The following is a 16,863-nucleotide window of genomic DNA, read 5'->3' on the forward strand; positions in this document are numbered from 1 at the left end:
CCGACAATCGAGTAAAAGATGAACAGTTTTAACTATCTTGTTTTTGAATTGAACGGGCTCTCATACGCACTGCCCGCGGAAATGGTGCAGGAGATACTTCCACTGTCTGAACTTACTCCTTCCGATGAAATGCCTACCTGGATCCGGGGAATCTTCGACCTTAGGGGGAGATTCATTCCGGTGATTGATCTCGACCAAAGAATAAACGGAACCCGTCACAGATGTCTTGTTACGGACAATGTCATTGTTCTTTCCAATGGTGAATTCTCACCTGCTTTGATCGTCAGCGAGGTAAATAATGTGGTTGAAATCAAACAGGAGGATATCACAGATATTCGAAATGTTATGCCTGAGGATAGAAACACTTCATATCATTTTGTGGAAGGTGTAACAAATTCAGGCGGAATCATCGTGACACTCCTCTCGATCGGGAATATCCTCACCCTGACTGACACTGTTGATTTCCCTGCGAAAAATGACGACGAAAGAGAAACTCCTTCGGCAGAATTACTTCCTGAAGCCCGTGATCGCTATTTTTCACCCGAATCCGGCTCTGAAGAAAGAGAAATATTCAGGGAAAGAGCCAATTCATTGCGGGAGAAACAGATTGCAGACGATAATATTGACAGAGAGCCTGTTGCTGTAATCAAACTTAACAATGAATACCTCGGTATTGATCTGAGTATCATCCAGGGGTTCCACGAAATTAAAAAAGTCTCCCCCGTCCCTTGTTGCCCGCCACATATAATCGGACAAATTAATTATCATGGTAACATCATTACTCTTGTGGATATCAGTCCCGTTTTCAAAATACAATCAGACAGGAACGCCAAGCGAACAAAAGTAATAATCGTGAGACTCGAAGAAGGCGAAGCCGGCATCCCGGTTGATGAAGTGGAGGATGTAATCTACATCAATAAGGCAGACATTTCGCCTCTTCCCACTGCATCAAAATTTGTGAATGATTCATTCCAAAAAGGTGCCGCGCATTATCAGGATAAAATGCTCACACTTATCGATCTTGAAAAAATATTGCTGAACGGCAATCTTATCGTTCATGAAGAAGTTTAGCTGCAAATCAAAATTAAAACAAGGATATTTATCATGCTAAGTTGGTTCAATAAACTCAAATTAGGCACAAAAATCAGCCTCGGCTATGCAATTGTAATACTCATCATGCTCATCAGTTCCATTCTCAATTACAGTTACATGCAAAGTCTTGAGGATATAAATGTCGTCCGCAAAAATGCAAATGAAATGATATTCCTCGGAGACGAAGCATTTAACAGCTATCTGGCTTCAAAAGCAACTCATCTTCAGTATCTTGTGGGAATGAAAGAGGAGTCATTATTGAGATACAATGAGGCGGAAAAAAGTTTTAGAGAAAATGTACAGAAAATGGATGAATCGTCAGATGAAAAGAAAGACAACCACGAGAGACTTAAACAAGTCATAAAACTTTTTGAGGAGGAGGTACTTTTTAACAATGCAACCATTGCCCTTGTCAAAAAAGGTGACCAGGAGAAAGCCATGAAAGCTGAGGCTGAGAGTATTTCCAAATCCTTTACTGCAAATATAAAATCACTGTTCAAACAGATCGAAGGTGAAGAGCGGAAGGCTCTCGAGGCTTTAAGAGAGAGAAGAGACGCGGTGATGAATACACTGATTTTTACATCTCTTGCCGGCGCCACCGTGGCTATTATAACTGCAATTCTGCTCGCCATATTCATCACCAGAAGCGTGGTTTCCACAGTAGGTTCTGCCATTTCCGCCATTGCCGCCACATCTTCCGAGATGGCAGCCACCATTAATGAACACGAAAAAGTTGCATCACAGCAGGCAGCTTCTGTAAACGAAACCACTTCAACCATGAACGAGCTTGATGTCACTTTCAGCCAGACTGCGGGTAAAGTTGGTGAAACAGCAGAATCAGCAAACAAGGCATCAGATATCGCCGATGACGGCGCAAAAACTGTTCAACTCAGTATGAACACCATGGCGGTTCTCAAAGATAAAGTTGCTTCAGTTGCCGAACAGATTCTGAGACTGAGTGAACAAACAAACCAGATTAGCTCAATTACCGGGCTTGTCTCCGATCTAGCCAACCAGACTAACCTCCTCGCCCTAAATGCTGCTGTGGAAGCTGCCAGAGCCGGTGAACACGGCAAAGGCTTTGCAGTGGTTGCCTCGGAAATCAGAAAGCTCGCTGACCAAAGCAAAAAGTCAGCCGAAAAGATTAATACAGTTGTGGCTGATATTCAAAAAGCCACCAATTCAACAGTGATGGCTACAGAAGAGGGCACAAAGAATGTTGACCTAAGCATTAATGCTGCAAGAAAAACAGCCGAAGCGTTCAATGAACTTGCATCATTCATCTCAACCACTTTCGATATGTCGCAACAAACTGTGTTTACTGTAAAACAACAGGTGGCGGCAGTAAAACAGGTTGTTGAAGCCATGAATGCCATCAACGCCGGTGTTAAAGAGACTGCCTCGGGTCTGTCGCAAACCAGAGTGGGTATCCAAAAGTTGAATGAAACTGCGACTGCTCTTAAATCACTTGTATGATTCAAATGATCACCTGTAGAAGAGGTAATTTGTGATTTCCGATCCCGAGCTTAGAGGCATTTTCAAAATCGAATTTGAAGAAAGCATTCAAATCCTGAACAGCGAACTCCTGAAGCTGGAAGCCAATGTATTCGATTTTGATGCCCTGTCCAAACTGATGAGAGTAGCCCACAGCATGAAAGGTGGAGCAAGGATGATCGGACTCACCGGTGTGGTAACCCTTGCTCATTTCTTTGAAGATATGCTCGGAGCAGTAAAAAAAGAAAATACGGAGCTTAAAAGAGCAGATTTCGACAGGATGTATAAGGCACTTGATGTAATAAAAAGCCTTGTGAATGAGGCCGTCACCGGCGAACCTTGTAATTTTGATGTGGAGGCGGTAACCTCGGCGATTCTAAATGCGGATACAACTCCTCCGGCGGAAAAAGAGACACCTGTTAAGCAGATTGAGATGGTGCCTTCGGAACCTGAGCCGGAATCTGCATCTTTACAACCTGATATTCAGACTTCCGTTTCGGATGCCCCCGTTGAGTCTCTAAAATCTTTTGCCATAGATACAATAAGAGTTGCTGCTTCGAAACTTGATACCCTCATGAATCTCTCAGGCGAACTCACAGTTTCCAAAATCCAGCTTGCCCTAAGACTGGGAAAGATTGACAACCTTGGCGCTCTCCTCGAAGAATCCATTCGAGACCTTCGCACGATCGAACAAACCGTTGCTCCTCTTAAAAAAGATTTCAAACATGCTCATTCCGATATAATCACAACTGTAAACAAACTAAGGAACAGATTTGACGCCGCTTCTGTGGAAATTGGTGGTTTCCGGGAAGGACTCTCTGAAGATAATTCGCGTCTGAATTTTGTCTCTTACGAATTCGAGGAGGTAATCAAAAACCTCCGAATGCTGCAGCTCTCGAACATTTTTAATCTCTATCCCCGTATGGTAAGGGATATCGCCGGTGAATTAAACAAAGAAGTCAATTTTATTGTGGAGGGTGCCGGAATCACAGCCGACAAAAAAATCCTCGAAGAGATGAGGGATCCCCTGATGCATATGATAAGGAATTCCATTGATCATGGCATTGAATTGCCCGCGACAAGATTGAAAGCCGGCAAGCCCCGCCACGGCACTATAAAACTTACGGCACTCCATTCAGCTTCGACTATTACAATAGTTCTTGAGGATGACGGCAACGGTCTGGATGATAAATCCATTCTGGAGACGGCGATAAAGAAAAAGCTGATCACCAAGGAAGAAGCGGGCAATCTCTCCCCTGCTCAAATTCACAACCTGATTTTTAGTCCGGGATTTTCGACTTCAAAAATGATCACCGATGTCTCGGGAAGAGGCGTCGGCATGGAAGTGGTGAGGGCAAATGTCAGTAAACTCAAGGGGAGAATAAACATTGAATCTGAAAAAGGGGAAGGGACGAAATTCATTATTGATCTCCCCCTGACTCTTGCAACTCTCAGGGTGATGACCGTGAGTGTGAATGATGTAATCTTTGCAATCCCTATCGACTATATAGATACATCTGTGCTCGTACAGAAATCTGATGTTTTCTCAATGGAAGGGAGGGATACAATTGTTTTTCAGAATGAGCCGGTCTCCATCGTCACTCTCGAATCCCTGTTGGAACTGCACCCGAATAAAAGTGATGATAACAGGTCTAACACCTCTTCATACCAGTGCATAATTATCTCATCAATGGGAGAAAAAGCCGGTTTCATCGTTGATTCTCTGATTGACGAGCAGGAAGTGCTTGTGAAACCTCTCGGCATCATGCTCCAAAAAGTAAGGAATGTCTCCGGGTCAACCATTCTCGGAACGGGAGATGTATGCATTATTCTGAATCCGCAGGATCTTGTGCGATCAGTAAAAACCAAAAGTCACAGTGGAGTCGAATCTACCATTATTGAAGGCGCAACCGCCGACAAAAAAAGAATTTTACTCGTTGAAGACTCAATAACCACCCGCACTCAGGAAAAACGAATACTTGAGGGTGCCGGATATGAAGTGATAGTTGCCGTTGACGGTCTAGATGGATTTGCAAAATTGACTTCAAATGAGATAGATGCGGTGGTTTCTGATATCGAAATGCCAAACATGGATGGTCTGTCGTTCACTGAAAAAATCAGACAAAATAAAAGGTATACCTCCTTGCCGATAATTCTGGTTACATCGCTGTCCTCGGATGAACAAAAGAAGAAAGGGCTGGAATGTGGCGCAAATGCCTACCTTACCAAATCAGGGTTCGATCAAAGATTTCTGATTGAAACAATTCAAAGGCTTCTGTAAATGAACAGTTTTACAAAATTTAGGGAATGATATGAACGGGAAAAATAACCCAGTAAGAGTTTTACTTGTTGACGACTCACTCGTTGTACTCCATATCCTGAAAAAATTGCTCGCTCAGTATCCTGAAGTCGAGCTAGTTGGCACTTTTACAAATGGACTTGAAGCGCTTGCTGCCATACCGGTTTTGAATCCTGATGTAATTTGCACCGACTACCACATGCCGGCAATTAATGGCCACGAACTGATTATGGAGATCATGGAAAGGCACCCGAAGCCAATTCTGGTGATCAGTTCTTCAGTTCAATCGACAGGCGATGAAGAAACTATTTTCACGCTGCTTGATGCAGGCGCTGTGGATGTCTTCCCCAAACCGGCAATCCAGGTTGAGGATGAATTCAGGAAATCAGCCGCCGCTCTCGTAAAAAAAATCACTCTCCTCTCAGGAGTACATACTTTTAAGCGGAGAAGAAAAAACGGTGCTCATTCCGGGGTGATTGAGGGTGTGGAGAACACAAATCTTAACATAAAAAACACTTTCAAAATAGTTGGAATTGGGGCATCCACCGGCGGTCCCCAAGTGCTGGCTGAAATATTTCAAAGACTAAAACCGGGGTTCCCCGACCCGATAGTCTGTGTCCAACACATCAGTGAGGGTTTTATTCAAGGGCTGGTCGAGTGGCTTGACAAGGCCTCTCCTCTTACCGTAAAGTTTGCAGAAAATGGTGATATCCCTAAACCGGGACATATTTACTTCCCCCCCGAGGATACACATCTGAAATTCGACAGTGGTGGCAGATTCGTCATTTCCAAGGATCCACCGAAAAACGGTCATCGTCCTTCTGTAGATGAGACTTTTTCTTCAATTGCTCTGAATTTTGGAAAAAACTCATTAGCCATTCTTCTTACCGGTATGGGTGCAGACGGAGCAGACGGGCTGCTTCAGATTAAAAAATCAGGCGGGTACACAATTGCTCAAAACGAGAGAAGTTGTGTTGTCTATGGCATGCCAAAAGTGGCTGCCGAGATTGGTGCTGCAAAATTGTTGCTGTCGCCTGAGGATATTGTCAGATTATTGAATAACTTTAGCAATTAATTTCACGGAAAATTTCATGTCACAGGAAAAGTTAAGGATTCTTCTCGTAGAAGACAGTGCTATTGCAGCCAGATTGATCACACTTCTTATCAGAGAGGGAATGCCCGATGATAACTATAATTTACATTCAGCCTCAAACCTTACTGATGCCATCGAGCTTACAAAAAGTGAAAACATTCAGATAGTTCTTCTCGATCTTGGCCTTCCTGAAAGTCAGGGCCTTGAAACCTTTAAAACATTCTTTGCCAGATATCCCTACATTCCCGTTATTGTACTTACCGGCAATGAGGACAAGTCGCTTGCTCTTAAAGCTGTTCGTGAAGGAGCACAGGACTATCTCGTCAAAGGTGAAGTACACAGCAGCCTCCTCACAAGATCTATCTTTTATGCACTCGAGAGAGGAAGACTGCAATATGAAAAAATGCTTAACCAGGAAAAACTGAAAAAATATTCGGAAGAGCTGGAAGTATTGAATGCCACAAAAGATAAATTTTTCTCCATCATCGCCCATGATCTGAAAAGCCCCTTCAACTCTTTCCTCGGAATTACTGAATTGCTGGCAGAGGACATAGATATCATGGACAGGGCACAAATCAAGGCTTTCGTCCTCGATATGAACAGATCGGCTCACAATCAGTTCAAACTTCTGGAAAATCTCCTTGCCTGGGCTCAGGTTCAGCGAGGTTCCATGGTTTTCTCCCCTGCCGAGCTCGATTTTTTTCATGTGGTGAACGATGTTTTTTCCCTCTATTCTGATAATGCAGCCGGGAAAAAACTTAAACTTACCAACGAGGGCTCACCCGGGAAGAAAGTTTTTGCCGATCACAACATGCTTTACCTGCTCCTCAGGAACCTTGTTTATAACGCGATCAAGTTTACTCCGGAGGGAGGAGAAATCAGAGTTGGGGCATCAGATCTCCCGGGATTTATCGAAGTTTATGTCGCCGACAACGGAGTGGGTATAAGCCCCAAATCGCTCGCAGGGCTTTTCAGAATAGATAAACAAAATACCACCCTCGGCACCAACAAGGAAAAAGGTACCGGGCTTGGTCTCGTATTGTGTAAAGACATGATCGAGAAAAACGGCGGTCAGATTAGAGTGGAATCAACCCCCGGTATGGGAACAACTTTCTTTTTTACTCTGCCACAATGATATGACTGACGGCTACTATGTAACTCCTGACAACACTCCCCTTTTCTACTCGGTGGCGGGTCAAGGTGACCGTTGGGTAATCCTTCTTCATGGCGGGCTGGGTGACAGCAGAGAGATGATCCCGGTCGTCACTGCTCTCGATCTAACTGAGTATAAACTGGTACTGCTCGACTTCAGAGGACATGGCAAATCGTTTCATGGCAAACTGCCTCTGAACTATGACCTCTATGCGACTGATGTGCTGGGACTGATGGATTATCTCGATATCGAAGAGGCATCGATTGTGGGTTACAGTGATGGTGCAATAACAGCTCTCGTGGTCGCTTACTCCGAACCTGACAGGATAACAAGGGTTGTGTCAATTGCACCTGATACAGGCATCGAGGGCTGGAGGGATGATGTTAACCTCGATCAGGTTTTTCCGCAAATTGCGCTTGATGACGAAATGGTTCAGGACTACGAAGGCATGTCTCCTGAGCCGGAGAAATTCTATTTGCTTCTCAACCGGGTAAAAATACTGTGGGAGTCTCCCTCACATATCGACAGGGAGAGGTTGGGAGAGATAAAAGCCCTTTGTTGGATTGTCGGAAGTGATTCTGATGAATTTATCAAGGAGGAGGATCTAAAACTTATTGCCCGTTCTATTCCATTTTCTTTTTTGCACTCCTTCTCGAACTTAAAACACGGTGAGCTTACACCAGCTTTGGCAAAGCTCACCGATGGTAATATGCATATTCTGACTGAGATGCTGGAAGGTTAGGTATTACTGCATCCCGAAATTTTTGTTGTGCAGGTCTTCGATTGCTCTTAGCAGATCATTTACTTTCTTCAGTTCCGCGGTTGCCCATGAATTGCCCGGATCAAGTTTCAAAAGCGACTCAAGCTCGGACTTTGCCGAAACATAATCTTTCTTCTTGATCAAATCCTTCGCATTATTGATATGATCTCCGATTGAAGCTTCTTTCTCACCGGGGAGTTTCTTCACTTTAAGCTTGTCTCCGCTCTCGTTAACTATCTGCTTTTTGAAATCATCCGGATAGCCAATGTTTACTGTCTTGAAGTATTCATTTTTCTTTACGCCATCCATATATCTAAGCAGAAGATCCTCACTTAGTTTTTTCCAGGTGTTATATACTGTTTTCCCCGATTCCTTGGTATAATTGGTGAGGAAGAGAAGACATTCAGCTCTCGATGAAGAAAGAAGTTTTGTCGCTTTTTCCTCTACCTCTTTTTGGCGGAGCAGGAACTGCCCCTCGAGTTGGTTTTGAACTGTCTTGATATCATCTATTACGACATTGTATCGCGGATATGCGAAATTCGCCACCGCATTGAACACCCAAAATGCCGATTCCCAGGTGAAATGTGATAATGACCCGAGTCCCTTCCTGTAGTTTTCAGGTACATCAGTTACTGCTGCATATACAGGGAACCAGACTGTGGTATAGGTGTCATCCATTCCGAACCAAAGGAGTCCGCCAACCTCATTTGGCAGGTGACTGCGTGACTGGCTGATAAACGACCAGCCTGTCTGAGGTGTGGAAATAGGTCTTTCGTTAAAATACTCTTCTCCGTTATACTTCCAAGTAAGAGGACGGGCTCTCATAGGGTTACCATAAGGTCCGGCTCCGACGCCCGTTGTCATGTCGAGCTCTGTTCCGTTGTAGTGATCACGCATCAAGCCCATCACATCCTGAACAGACAGCTTTTTGTCAGGCTTCACATAAAGGGGCATTCTCTCGAGATTCTCCCCTTTAATGTATGAGAGATACTTGTCCATGGTCGAATTGCAGCGTCTGAAAAGTGACCACACCCTTCCGTCACAAAATCTGATTGCTCCAAAGTCAAGTGGTGAGTACGCGGCGGCGAAGTCAAAATCTTCGTCCTTTCCCGAAAAGTATCCTTTTTCTCTCGCAAAGGAAATTACATCTTTCGAGTAGAGACAGTTATCCGGGTCATTCAAGGGGAATTTTGTAATCCTTGCCTGGTTTGCATGCCCTGAAACATATCCGTCGGGAATTCTTACTGCAACCCAGTTGGCTCCCTTTACTCCGGGTCCCTTTCCGATCATCTCCAAAATCCAGGCTTCATTAGGGTCTGCTATCGAGAATGATTCACCCGAACTGTAGTAGCCGTACTCTTCTACCAGTTGAGCCATTATCTTTATCGCTTCGCGGGCGGTTTTTGCCCTTTGAAGGGTTATATAGATCAAACTTCCGTAGTCAATAATCCCTTTCGGGTTGGTAAGTTCACCTCTGCCGCCAAAAGTGGTTTCACCAATGGCGAGCTGATGTTCGTTCATGTTACCTGTAACATTATAAGTCTCACGGACCTGTTTTATTTTTCCGAGAAGCTTGCCCGTATCCCATTCAAAAACTTCGAGCATTGCGCCTTCAGGATATTTTGCTGCAGGGAAGTGATAAAGTTCACCATACATCATGTATGAATCCGCTGTGTAGGTTATCATGGTCGAACCGTCGACCGATGCACCTTTTGTTACAATAAAATTAGTACAGGCAATGGATGCGGTGGTTAGAATTACAAAAGAAAGGAACAGAAACGATGAAAATCTCTTCATTGACTCTCCGGATAAAATAAATAATAATCAGGTAAGATAATAATTTTATTTCAATCAAAAGAGGAAAAACTGAACCACCGAATCACCGACTTGCTGGTATCCCCTATCGAAAATTTGGATAAAGATTATAACTGTCAAAATCCGTGATATTTCCCAATCGAAAATCAAAAATTGTTTATATTTGACAGGTTTAAGGAGAAAAAAGATGAAGAATTTACTGAACATGGAAGACAACAAAGAAATGGTCAGAAGGATATCTGCAGTTTCAATCAGCAACAGGCCATTATGGGGAAAGATGAATGTATCTGAAATGCTTGTACATCTTGCAGACCAGATCAGGATAGGGCTTGGCACAAAAGAAACAAAATTTGTCGGAAACGCAATTTCAACTTCCATCGCTAAATATGCAGTACTTCTCGGAGTACCGGCACCCAAAGGGAAGGTTAATACGGTTCCCGAATTGAAACAAGGTGCCGGAGGCAGCAAAACTGTTGGTTTTGACCAGGATAAAAAGACCCTTATCGATATGGTAAACGATTTTTCAAAAAGTTACGGAGCGGACACCTTTAGAGAACACCCGTATTTTGGCAACCTTTCAAAAAAACAATGGGGCAGGCTGGCATATATTCACATTAATCACCACCTCAAACAATTTGGAAGGTAATTAAAATAATAATCTGTTTTGTTATCTCGTCAAAGTTAGCTACTTTTCATATCTTAAAAGAATCCGTTCTTTATTAATCAGGAGCAAAAATGAAGACAACAAAGCAGGAGGCTTTGGACTACCACAGTAGCGGTAGAAAAGGGAAAATCGAAGTTATCCCAACGAAGCCCTGCATTACCCAGAGAGACCTGTCTCTCGCATACACCCCGGGAGTGGCACAACCATGCCTTGAGATCGAAAAAGATCCCATGCTCGCTTATGAATATACCGCAAAAGGTAATCTCGTAGCTGTAGTGAGCAATGGTACTGCTGTGCTTGGACTGGGAGATATCGGACCCCTTGGTGGTAAACCTGTGATGGAAGGCAAGGGTGTCCTTTTCAAAAGATTTGCTGACATCGATGTTTTTGACATCGAGTTAAACAGTAAAGACCCCGATGAAATAGTGAGAGCTGTTCAGATGCTCGAACCTACTTTCGGTGGTATCAACCTTGAAGATATTAAAGCACCCGAATGTTTCTACATTGAAGAGAAATGCAAGCAGACGATGAACATCCCTGTTTTCCATGATGACCAGCATGGAACGGCAATCATCAGCGGTGCCGCACTTATTAACGCAGTCGAACTTTCCGGGAAAAAACTCTCAGAGGTGAAAATTGTTGTGAACGGTGCCGGTGCATCCGCCATATCGTGCTCAAGACTCTATGTAAAACTTGGTGCAAAAATCGAAAATATCACTCTCTGCGATTCCAAAGGTGCCATATACAAAGGCAGAACCGAAGGAATGAACGAATTTAAGCAGGAATTTGCGCATGAGACCGATGCCAGAACCCTCGCTGATGCAATAAAAGGTGCAGATGTTTTTGTCGGACTCTCAAAAGGAAATGTTGTTTCCAAAGAGATGGTCGCAAGCATGGCTCCTAATTGTATCGTTTTTGCCATGGCTAACCCTGATCCCGAAATCACCTATGAAGATGCCACTTCTGTGAGGAAAGACATCATCATGGCTACCGGGCGTTCCGATTATCCCAATCAGATCAACAATGTTCTCGGCTTCCCTTTCATTTTCCGCGGTGCTCTCGATGTCCAGGCATCAGCAATCAACGATGAAATGAAACTTGCAGCTTCTTATGCTCTTGCAGCGCTCGCCAAGGAAGAGGTTCCTGACAGTGTCAGACGGGCTTATGAAGGACAGGAACTGGAATATGGAACAGACTATATTGTTCCGAAACCTTTTGATACCCGCGTGCTTACATGGGTAGCACCTGCCGTTGCAAAAGCCGCCATGGAGACAGGTGTCGCCAGAAAACCGATCGCCAATTTCGATACTTATAAGGAACAGCTTCTCGAAAGACTGGGAGTGTCACAGGAAATCGTCAGAAGAACGATCCATATGGCTCAAAGACTAAAGACCGGCTCACTCGTCTTCTCAGAGGGGAATAACCCGAAGATTCTCCGTGCTGCGCAGATCATAAAAGACATGGAAATTGCGAATCCGATTCTCATCGGTAACCGTGAAGAGATACTCCCGATGATGGAAGAACACAGCGTTGATCCTGAAGGATTGACAATAGTTTCTCCATTTGACTGGGAAAAATCTGAAATGTATGTGGACGAATTCTACAAACACCGGCAGAGAAAAGGAATCACCCGGGAAGAAGCAAAAAGGCTCCTTACCCGCCACCGTCACAAAAATTATTTTGCTGCGATGATGGTCAGAATGGGTGACGCGGACGCAATGATAGCCGGTATGACTTCACATTATCCCGAAACTATCAGACCTGCACTCGAAGTGCTCGATTTGGCACCCGGTGTGAGTCGCGTTTCAGGTATGTATATTCTGATTATCAAAGGCAAGGTCTATTTCTTTGCCGACACCACTGTGAATGTCGATCCAAATCCTGAAGAACTTGCAGAAATTGCAATACTTTCTGCAAGGGCAGTAAAACGGTTTGATATCGAACCAAGAGTCGCAATGCTTTCATTCAGCAACTTCGGCAGTGCTCCCTCAGTCTCCAGCAACAAGGTAAAGAAAGCCACCGAAATTGTAAAACGGCTGGCTCCCGATATTCTTGTCGAAGGTGAAATGCAGGCAGACACGGCAGTTGTGCCCGATATCCTGAATACACTTTATCCTTTCTCAAGTCTGAAAAACAGAGCGAATGTGCTGATCTTCCCGAATCTCGATTCAGGAAACATCGCATATAAACTCCTCAACAGAATTGGTGGGGCCGAAGTGGTGGGTCCGATCCTTAACGGATTCAGCAAACCTGTTTATGTTCTGCAACGCGGCGCCGAAGTGGATGATGTCGTAAATATGGCAGCATTCGCTATGGTTGAGGCAAAAAGGAAATAGGATTTAATGCAGTAATCCAATAATGCAATAATGCAATAATTCTATTGATGTTCTTGAGGCTGTTCCGAATTTGTTTTCGGTCGGCCTCTTTTTTTGCCCGGATTTCGATATGTAGCCGGGTTTACCTCTCATTTAGTTAAATTAGTGGTTAGAATTTTTTGAATTTTTCAACTTTGGGAAAATATGTGGAATAACATTGTAGATGAACTTGAATGGCGCGGACTGATTTACCAGTCGACACCGCTTGATCAATTGAAAGAGAGACTTAAAGAGGGACCAATTACCTTGTATGCAGGATTCGATCCTACAGCAGATTCGCTGCACATCGGACACCTCATTCCCATCCTTGGGCTCCGTCGCTTTCAGCAGGCTGGTAACAAGGTTATCTGTGTGGTTGGAGGGGCAACGGCTCTTCTCGGCGACCCTTCAGGCAAGGAGGCCGAAAGAGAACTGAGTGCCGATGACCTCGTTAAGAACTGGGCTGTAATCTTTGAAGGACAACTCTCACAGTACCTCGATTTTACCGGTAATAATGCAGCGATAATGACCAACAACTACGACTGGATAAGCACTATTTCCGCTTTTGAATATCTGCGTGAGATTGGTAAAAAATTCTCCGTAAATGTGATGGTAACCAAGGAATCAGTGAAACGCAGGCTTCAGGATCCCGATAAAGGTATCTCCTACACAGAGTTCAGCTACATGATTATGCAGGCATTTGACTATTTCAAACTGAATGAAAATTATAATTGTGAACTTCAGATAGGTGGTAGCGATCAGTGGGGAAACATCACAGCCGGTATGGACCTTATCTGGAAAAAGAAGAACAAAAAAGTTCATTGTATGACTTTCCCTCTCATCCAAACCGCCGACGGAAAGAAAATCGGTAAAACCGAAGCAGGTACTGTCTGGTTGGATAAAAAACGGACATCTCCTTACGAGTTATACCAGTACTGGCTGAATGTGGACGACAGGGATGTGATCAAGTTTCTTAAATTCTACACTTTCCTTTCTAAAGAAGAGATAGAAGAACTCGAGGCAGTTCACAACTCCAATCCCGGAAGAAGAGTGGCACACAGAAAGCTCGCTGAAGAAGTCACCTCTCTCATACATGGGAGAGATGAAATGCTCGGTGCAGTTGCTGCCTCGAAAGCTCTTTTTGGTGAAGCAGAGATATCATCAATTAATGAATCCACTTTTGAATCATTGTGCAACACGACACCATTTGTCCAATTGAGTGCAAACGAAGCTGTTCCTCCGTTGGTCGAAATTCTTGTACTCGCAGGCTTTTACCCAAGCAAGGGAGCTGCCCGCAGAGATATCACCGGTGGTGGAATCTATTTCAACAATGACAGAATCACAGACCCCGAATTTACTCCTGCGACTGAAGATTTCCTTTTTGGCAAATATTTTGTCCTGAGAAAAGGAAAGAAAAATTTCAAGCTGGGGCTTTTCAACTAATTAATTTTTTGGGTTCACCGTGTCTTCAATCGAAACAGGAAAAATCGGCGAGAAAATCGCTGAAGAGTATCTTATCAAAAACGGATTTAAGATACTCGATAAAAACTGGAGAGAAAGTCACGGTGAACTCGATATAGTTGCACTCGACAACACCACCCTCGTCTTCATCGAGGTAAAATATCGAAGTGATGAAAATTTCATCGATATTCAGCATGCCATCTCCCGGGCAAAAGTAAAAAACCTCAAAAAATACGCCCAAAAGTATATGTACAAAACCACTGTTTTCTACGAAGAAATCCGTTTCGACTTCATCGGAGTGCTCCCCAATCCCGACGGTTCCTACAGAATTGAACACGACCCTGATTACATCGGCTGGAGAGACTGAGGTATGCAGTAATCCAATAATCCAATAATGCAGTAATTCAATAATGTGAAATTTATTTCATTTTGTGGTTTGATAATAATCATTTATATTTGAATCAGACTTTTTTATCTGTTTAGGAAAATAAAATGCTTAGAAAAATAATTACAATAAATGAAGAACTTTGTGACGGTTGCGGCGAATGTGTCCCTGCATGCCATGAAGGAGCTCTACAGATAATAGACGGTAAAGCCCGTTTAATCTCTGACCTTTTTTGTGATGGACTCGGTGCCTGCATCGGTGAATGTCCCACGGGAGCCCTGCAAATCGTTGAACGGGAGGCTGAACCTTACAACGAAACCAAGGTAATGGAGTACATCGTAAAAGGGGGACCCAATGTGATTAAAGCTCACCTCGAACATCTCCTCGACCACAACGAAATCGAGTTTTTCACCGAAGCTCTTGACTACCTGAAGGCAAACAAAATAATCAATCCTCTTGCTCTTCAACCCGAAGGCTCGCCTTTATCTGAACAAAAGCAAAATGCAGGGCATCATGGTGGTGGCGCATGCGGTTGCAAAGGTTCTGCAGAACAGACGATAAAGAAGCACGAAATTAGAACTGATACAGCGCCAGTCGGCTTTGAGCAGCCTAGCGAACTGACTCACTGGCCCATTCAGTTACACCTTCTGAATCCACAGGCTGGATTTTTCCGGAATGCTGACCTGCTTTTGGCGGCTGACTGTGCCGGATTTGTCTCGACAGCCTTCCATTCAAAATATCTGAGTGGCAAGGCAATGGCTATCGCATGTCCAAAACTTGACAGCAATAAGGAAGCATATGTTGAAAAACTGATTGATATGATCGATTATTCAAATTTGAATTCGATTTCCGTTGTAATCATGAAGGTACCCTGCTGTTCAGGACTTGCACAACTCGCTATGCGGGCACAACAGCTTGCAGTAAGAAAGGTGCCGGTCTATATTACCGTACTCGATTTGGATGGTTCGGAACTGGAAACCTACAGAGCAGCTTAACATCAATAAAAAAGGGGCACCGATCCGGTGCCCCTTTTGTGATTCTCCAAACTCCTTTTAATCTCCCCGTTTCATCGCTTCATCGTGAATATCCATCACCTGCTTATGGAGAGTTTCATTTCCTGTAACGATAACATCTCCTTTCGAGTTCAGATGCAATTCATTTCCACTCCAGTCGGTAATTGATGCGCCGGCACCCTTAAGAATCGGTACCAAAGCAGCCCAGTCGTGAAGTTTGAGCCCGCGCTCGATAACGATATCCACATAGCCTGAGGCACAAAGCCCGTACTGGTAGGCATCACCACCAAAACTGGTAATATGCACACTCTTCTGTAAATCGTTGAAAAATCTCTGATGTGCCGGCTCAATAAACATTCCTGGTGCTGTAGTGCTGAGTTTCGCTCTTGACAGATCTGTAAGGGCAGATGATTTTACCGGTTCACCATTAAGAATTGTTGTATTACCGCTTACTCCTATCCATCTCTCTTTGGTCACAGGTTGATCAATGATACCGATAAGCGGTACCCCGTCTTTCATCAATGAGATCAGTGTAGCGAATACGGGTTTACCGCAACTGAAGGCAATGGTCCCGTCGATTGGATCAATTACCCAGGTATATCCGTTCTTGCTCTCTTTGGTACCAAATTCCTCCCCGATAATGCCGGAGTCAGAATCTTCAAATTCGATTTCATCCCGCAGCCGCATTTCCACTTCCTTGTCGGCAATAGTCACGATTGGAGAAGCAGATTCCTTATACTCCGACCTGATATCTCCACGGAAGTAGTGACTTATAATCGCGCCCGAAATATCGGCAAGATGTTCTGCAAAAAGGACATATCCAAAATAACTTTTCATTCTTTATCCCAATTGGTTTTTATTGTTGCAGGTCCATACCATGGGTGGATCTCGTATTTGAGTCGTCCGGCAGCAATTGCAGGATCCTGCTTAAGATTTTCGATCACTTCTTCTTCTGTTTTTACATCCATTATAAATATACCTCTCCAGTCACCATTGTCCATGAATGGACCGGCAATTCGGAGAACACCAAGGTCAGCCATCCGGTTGATATTTGCCATGTGACCTTCGTTCAATCGCTTCACTTCTGCTGTATCCTGACTACGGTTTTCACCCCTTGAAAGCATGACAAAGTACCACTTCTTCATTTTTTCTTCGATGGGCTTTTCCTGTGCAAAGGAATTTGCAGACATCACAATCAAAAACGCAAACAGAATAAAGATTTTTTTCATGAAAAGTATCTCCGATTTTTTGATTTGTCAAACTGCTAATTTAAGAAAAAA

14 protein-coding genes are annotated in these 16,863 nt (G+C 43.8%); 11 read left to right on the plus strand and 3 right to left on the minus strand.

Features of this window, described 5'->3' with window-relative positions:
* Positions 1 to 18: 18 nt before the first annotated feature.
* Genes J0L60_15375 through J0L60_15400 form a run of 6 tightly spaced genes read left to right on the plus strand, consistent with a single transcriptional unit; the run spans position 19 to position 7,873 of the window.
* A complete protein-coding gene (locus J0L60_15375; GenBank protein MBN8547509.1) occupies positions 19 to 1,071 on the plus strand; it encodes a chemotaxis protein CheW in 1,053 nt (350 codons plus the stop codon).
* A 33-nt stretch (positions 1,072 to 1,104) separates the two neighbouring features.
* Positions 1,105 to 2,568, plus strand: coding sequence for a methyl-accepting chemotaxis protein (locus tag J0L60_15380; protein ID MBN8547510.1), 1,464 nt, complete (start codon positions 1,105 to 1,107; stop codon positions 2,566 to 2,568).
* Between the two features lie 31 nt (positions 2,569 to 2,599).
* The gene (locus J0L60_15385) at positions 2,600 to 4,867 is read left to right on the plus strand and encodes a hybrid sensor histidine kinase/response regulator (protein MBN8547511.1); all 2,268 of its coding nucleotides are present in this window, start codon (positions 2,600 to 2,602) and stop codon (positions 4,865 to 4,867) included.
* Positions 4,868 to 4,898: 31 nt separating this feature from the next.
* Positions 4,899 to 5,960 (plus strand): chemotaxis-specific protein-glutamate methyltransferase CheB, encoded by a 1,062-nt coding sequence (gene cheB, locus J0L60_15390; GenBank protein MBN8547512.1) that lies wholly within the window; start codon positions 4,899 to 4,901, stop codon positions 5,958 to 5,960.
* 16 nt (positions 5,961 to 5,976) lie between these two features.
* Entirely contained in the window at positions 5,977 to 7,113 is a 1,137-nt protein-coding gene (locus J0L60_15395; protein MBN8547513.1) for a response regulator, read from the plus strand.
* A gap of 1 nt (position 7,114) precedes the next feature.
* A complete protein-coding gene (locus J0L60_15400; protein ID MBN8547514.1) occupies positions 7,115 to 7,873 on the plus strand; it encodes an alpha/beta hydrolase in 759 nt (252 codons plus the stop codon).
* Positions 7,874 to 7,876: 3 nt separating this feature from the next.
* Here J0L60_15400 and J0L60_15405 read toward each other — a convergent pair whose 3' ends face one another.
* Positions 7,877 to 9,688 carry a C69 family dipeptidase gene (locus J0L60_15405; protein ID MBN8547515.1) on the minus strand — a complete coding sequence of 604 codons (1,812 nt, stop codon included), beginning with the start codon at positions 9,686 to 9,688 and terminating at the stop codon, positions 7,877 to 7,879.
* Between the two features lie 205 nt (positions 9,689 to 9,893).
* On the opposite strand from J0L60_15405, the gene J0L60_15410 reads away from it, so the two are divergent.
* The 5 genes from J0L60_15410 (at position 9,894) to J0L60_15430 (ending at position 15,565) form a co-directional block, all read left to right on the plus strand.
* Positions 9,894 to 10,352: a DUF1569 domain-containing protein gene (locus J0L60_15410; GenBank protein ID MBN8547516.1), complete on the plus strand. Its 459-nt coding sequence runs from the start codon at positions 9,894 to 9,896 to the stop codon at positions 10,350 to 10,352.
* An 89-nt stretch (positions 10,353 to 10,441) separates the two neighbouring features.
* Positions 10,442 to 12,706 carry an NADP-dependent malic enzyme gene (locus J0L60_15415; protein MBN8547517.1) on the plus strand — a complete coding sequence of 755 codons (2,265 nt, stop codon included), beginning with the start codon at positions 10,442 to 10,444 and terminating at the stop codon, positions 12,704 to 12,706.
* A gap of 183 nt (positions 12,707 to 12,889) precedes the next feature.
* Positions 12,890 to 14,167 (plus strand): tyrosine--tRNA ligase, encoded by a 1,278-nt coding sequence (locus J0L60_15420; GenBank protein ID MBN8547518.1) that lies wholly within the window; start codon positions 12,890 to 12,892, stop codon positions 14,165 to 14,167.
* Between the two features lie 19 nt (positions 14,168 to 14,186).
* Positions 14,187 to 14,552, plus strand: a complete 366-nt coding sequence (locus tag J0L60_15425; protein MBN8547519.1) for a YraN family protein — start codon at positions 14,187 to 14,189, stop codon at positions 14,550 to 14,552.
* A 125-nt stretch (positions 14,553 to 14,677) separates the two neighbouring features.
* Positions 14,678 to 15,565 carry a 4Fe-4S binding protein gene (locus J0L60_15430; GenBank protein MBN8547520.1) on the plus strand — a complete coding sequence of 296 codons (888 nt, stop codon included), beginning with the start codon at positions 14,678 to 14,680 and terminating at the stop codon, positions 15,563 to 15,565.
* Positions 15,566 to 15,622: 57 nt separating this feature from the next.
* Here the strand turns inward: J0L60_15430 and J0L60_15435 are convergent, their stop codons facing one another.
* Complete coding sequence (locus tag J0L60_15435; GenBank protein ID MBN8547521.1) at positions 15,623 to 16,420, minus strand: histidinol phosphate phosphatase; 798 nt, start codon at positions 16,418 to 16,420, stop codon at positions 15,623 to 15,625.
* Positions 16,417 to 16,812 (minus strand): hypothetical protein, encoded by a 396-nt coding sequence (locus tag J0L60_15440; protein MBN8547522.1) that lies wholly within the window; start codon positions 16,810 to 16,812, stop codon positions 16,417 to 16,419. The genes J0L60_15435 and J0L60_15440 overlap by 4 nt, the downstream gene beginning before the upstream one ends.
* Positions 16,813 to 16,863: the final 51 nt, after the last annotated feature.

Source organism: Ignavibacteria bacterium, assembly GCA_017302895.1.
Lineage (GTDB): Bacteria > Bacteroidota > Ignavibacteria > Ignavibacteriales > Ignavibacteriaceae > UTCHB3.

Excerpts from the sequence above, each read along its gene's own strand:
- J0L60_15415 (MBN8547517.1), top strand. The coding sequence starts at position 10,442 with ATGAAGACAACAAAGCAGGAGGCTTTGGACTACCACAGTAGCGGTAGA.
- cheB (MBN8547512.1), top strand. The coding sequence starts at position 4,899 with ATGAACGGGAAAAATAACCCAGTAAGAGTTTTACTTGTTGACGACTCA.
- J0L60_15430 (MBN8547520.1), top strand. The coding sequence starts at position 14,678 with ATGCTTAGAAAAATAATTACAATAAATGAAGAACTTTGTGACGGTTGC.
- J0L60_15405 (MBN8547515.1), bottom strand. The coding sequence starts at position 9,688 with ATGAAGAGATTTTCATCGTTTCTGTTCCTTTCTTTTGTAATTCTAACC.
- J0L60_15420 (MBN8547518.1), top strand. The coding sequence starts at position 12,890 with ATGTGGAATAACATTGTAGATGAACTTGAATGGCGCGGACTGATTTAC.
- J0L60_15410 (MBN8547516.1), top strand. The coding sequence starts at position 9,894 with ATGAAGAATTTACTGAACATGGAAGACAACAAAGAAATGGTCAGAAGG.
- J0L60_15395 (MBN8547513.1), top strand. The coding sequence starts at position 5,977 with ATGTCACAGGAAAAGTTAAGGATTCTTCTCGTAGAAGACAGTGCTATT.
- J0L60_15440 (MBN8547522.1), bottom strand. The coding sequence starts at position 16,812 with ATGAAAAAAATCTTTATTCTGTTTGCGTTTTTGATTGTGATGTCTGCA.
- J0L60_15380 (MBN8547510.1), top strand. The coding sequence starts at position 1,105 with ATGCTAAGTTGGTTCAATAAACTCAAATTAGGCACAAAAATCAGCCTC.
- J0L60_15400 (MBN8547514.1), top strand. The coding sequence starts at position 7,115 with ATGACTGACGGCTACTATGTAACTCCTGACAACACTCCCCTTTTCTAC.
- J0L60_15435 (MBN8547521.1), bottom strand. The coding sequence starts at position 16,420 with ATGAAAAGTTATTTTGGATATGTCCTTTTTGCAGAACATCTTGCCGAT.
- J0L60_15375 (MBN8547509.1), top strand. The coding sequence starts at position 19 with ATGAACAGTTTTAACTATCTTGTTTTTGAATTGAACGGGCTCTCATAC.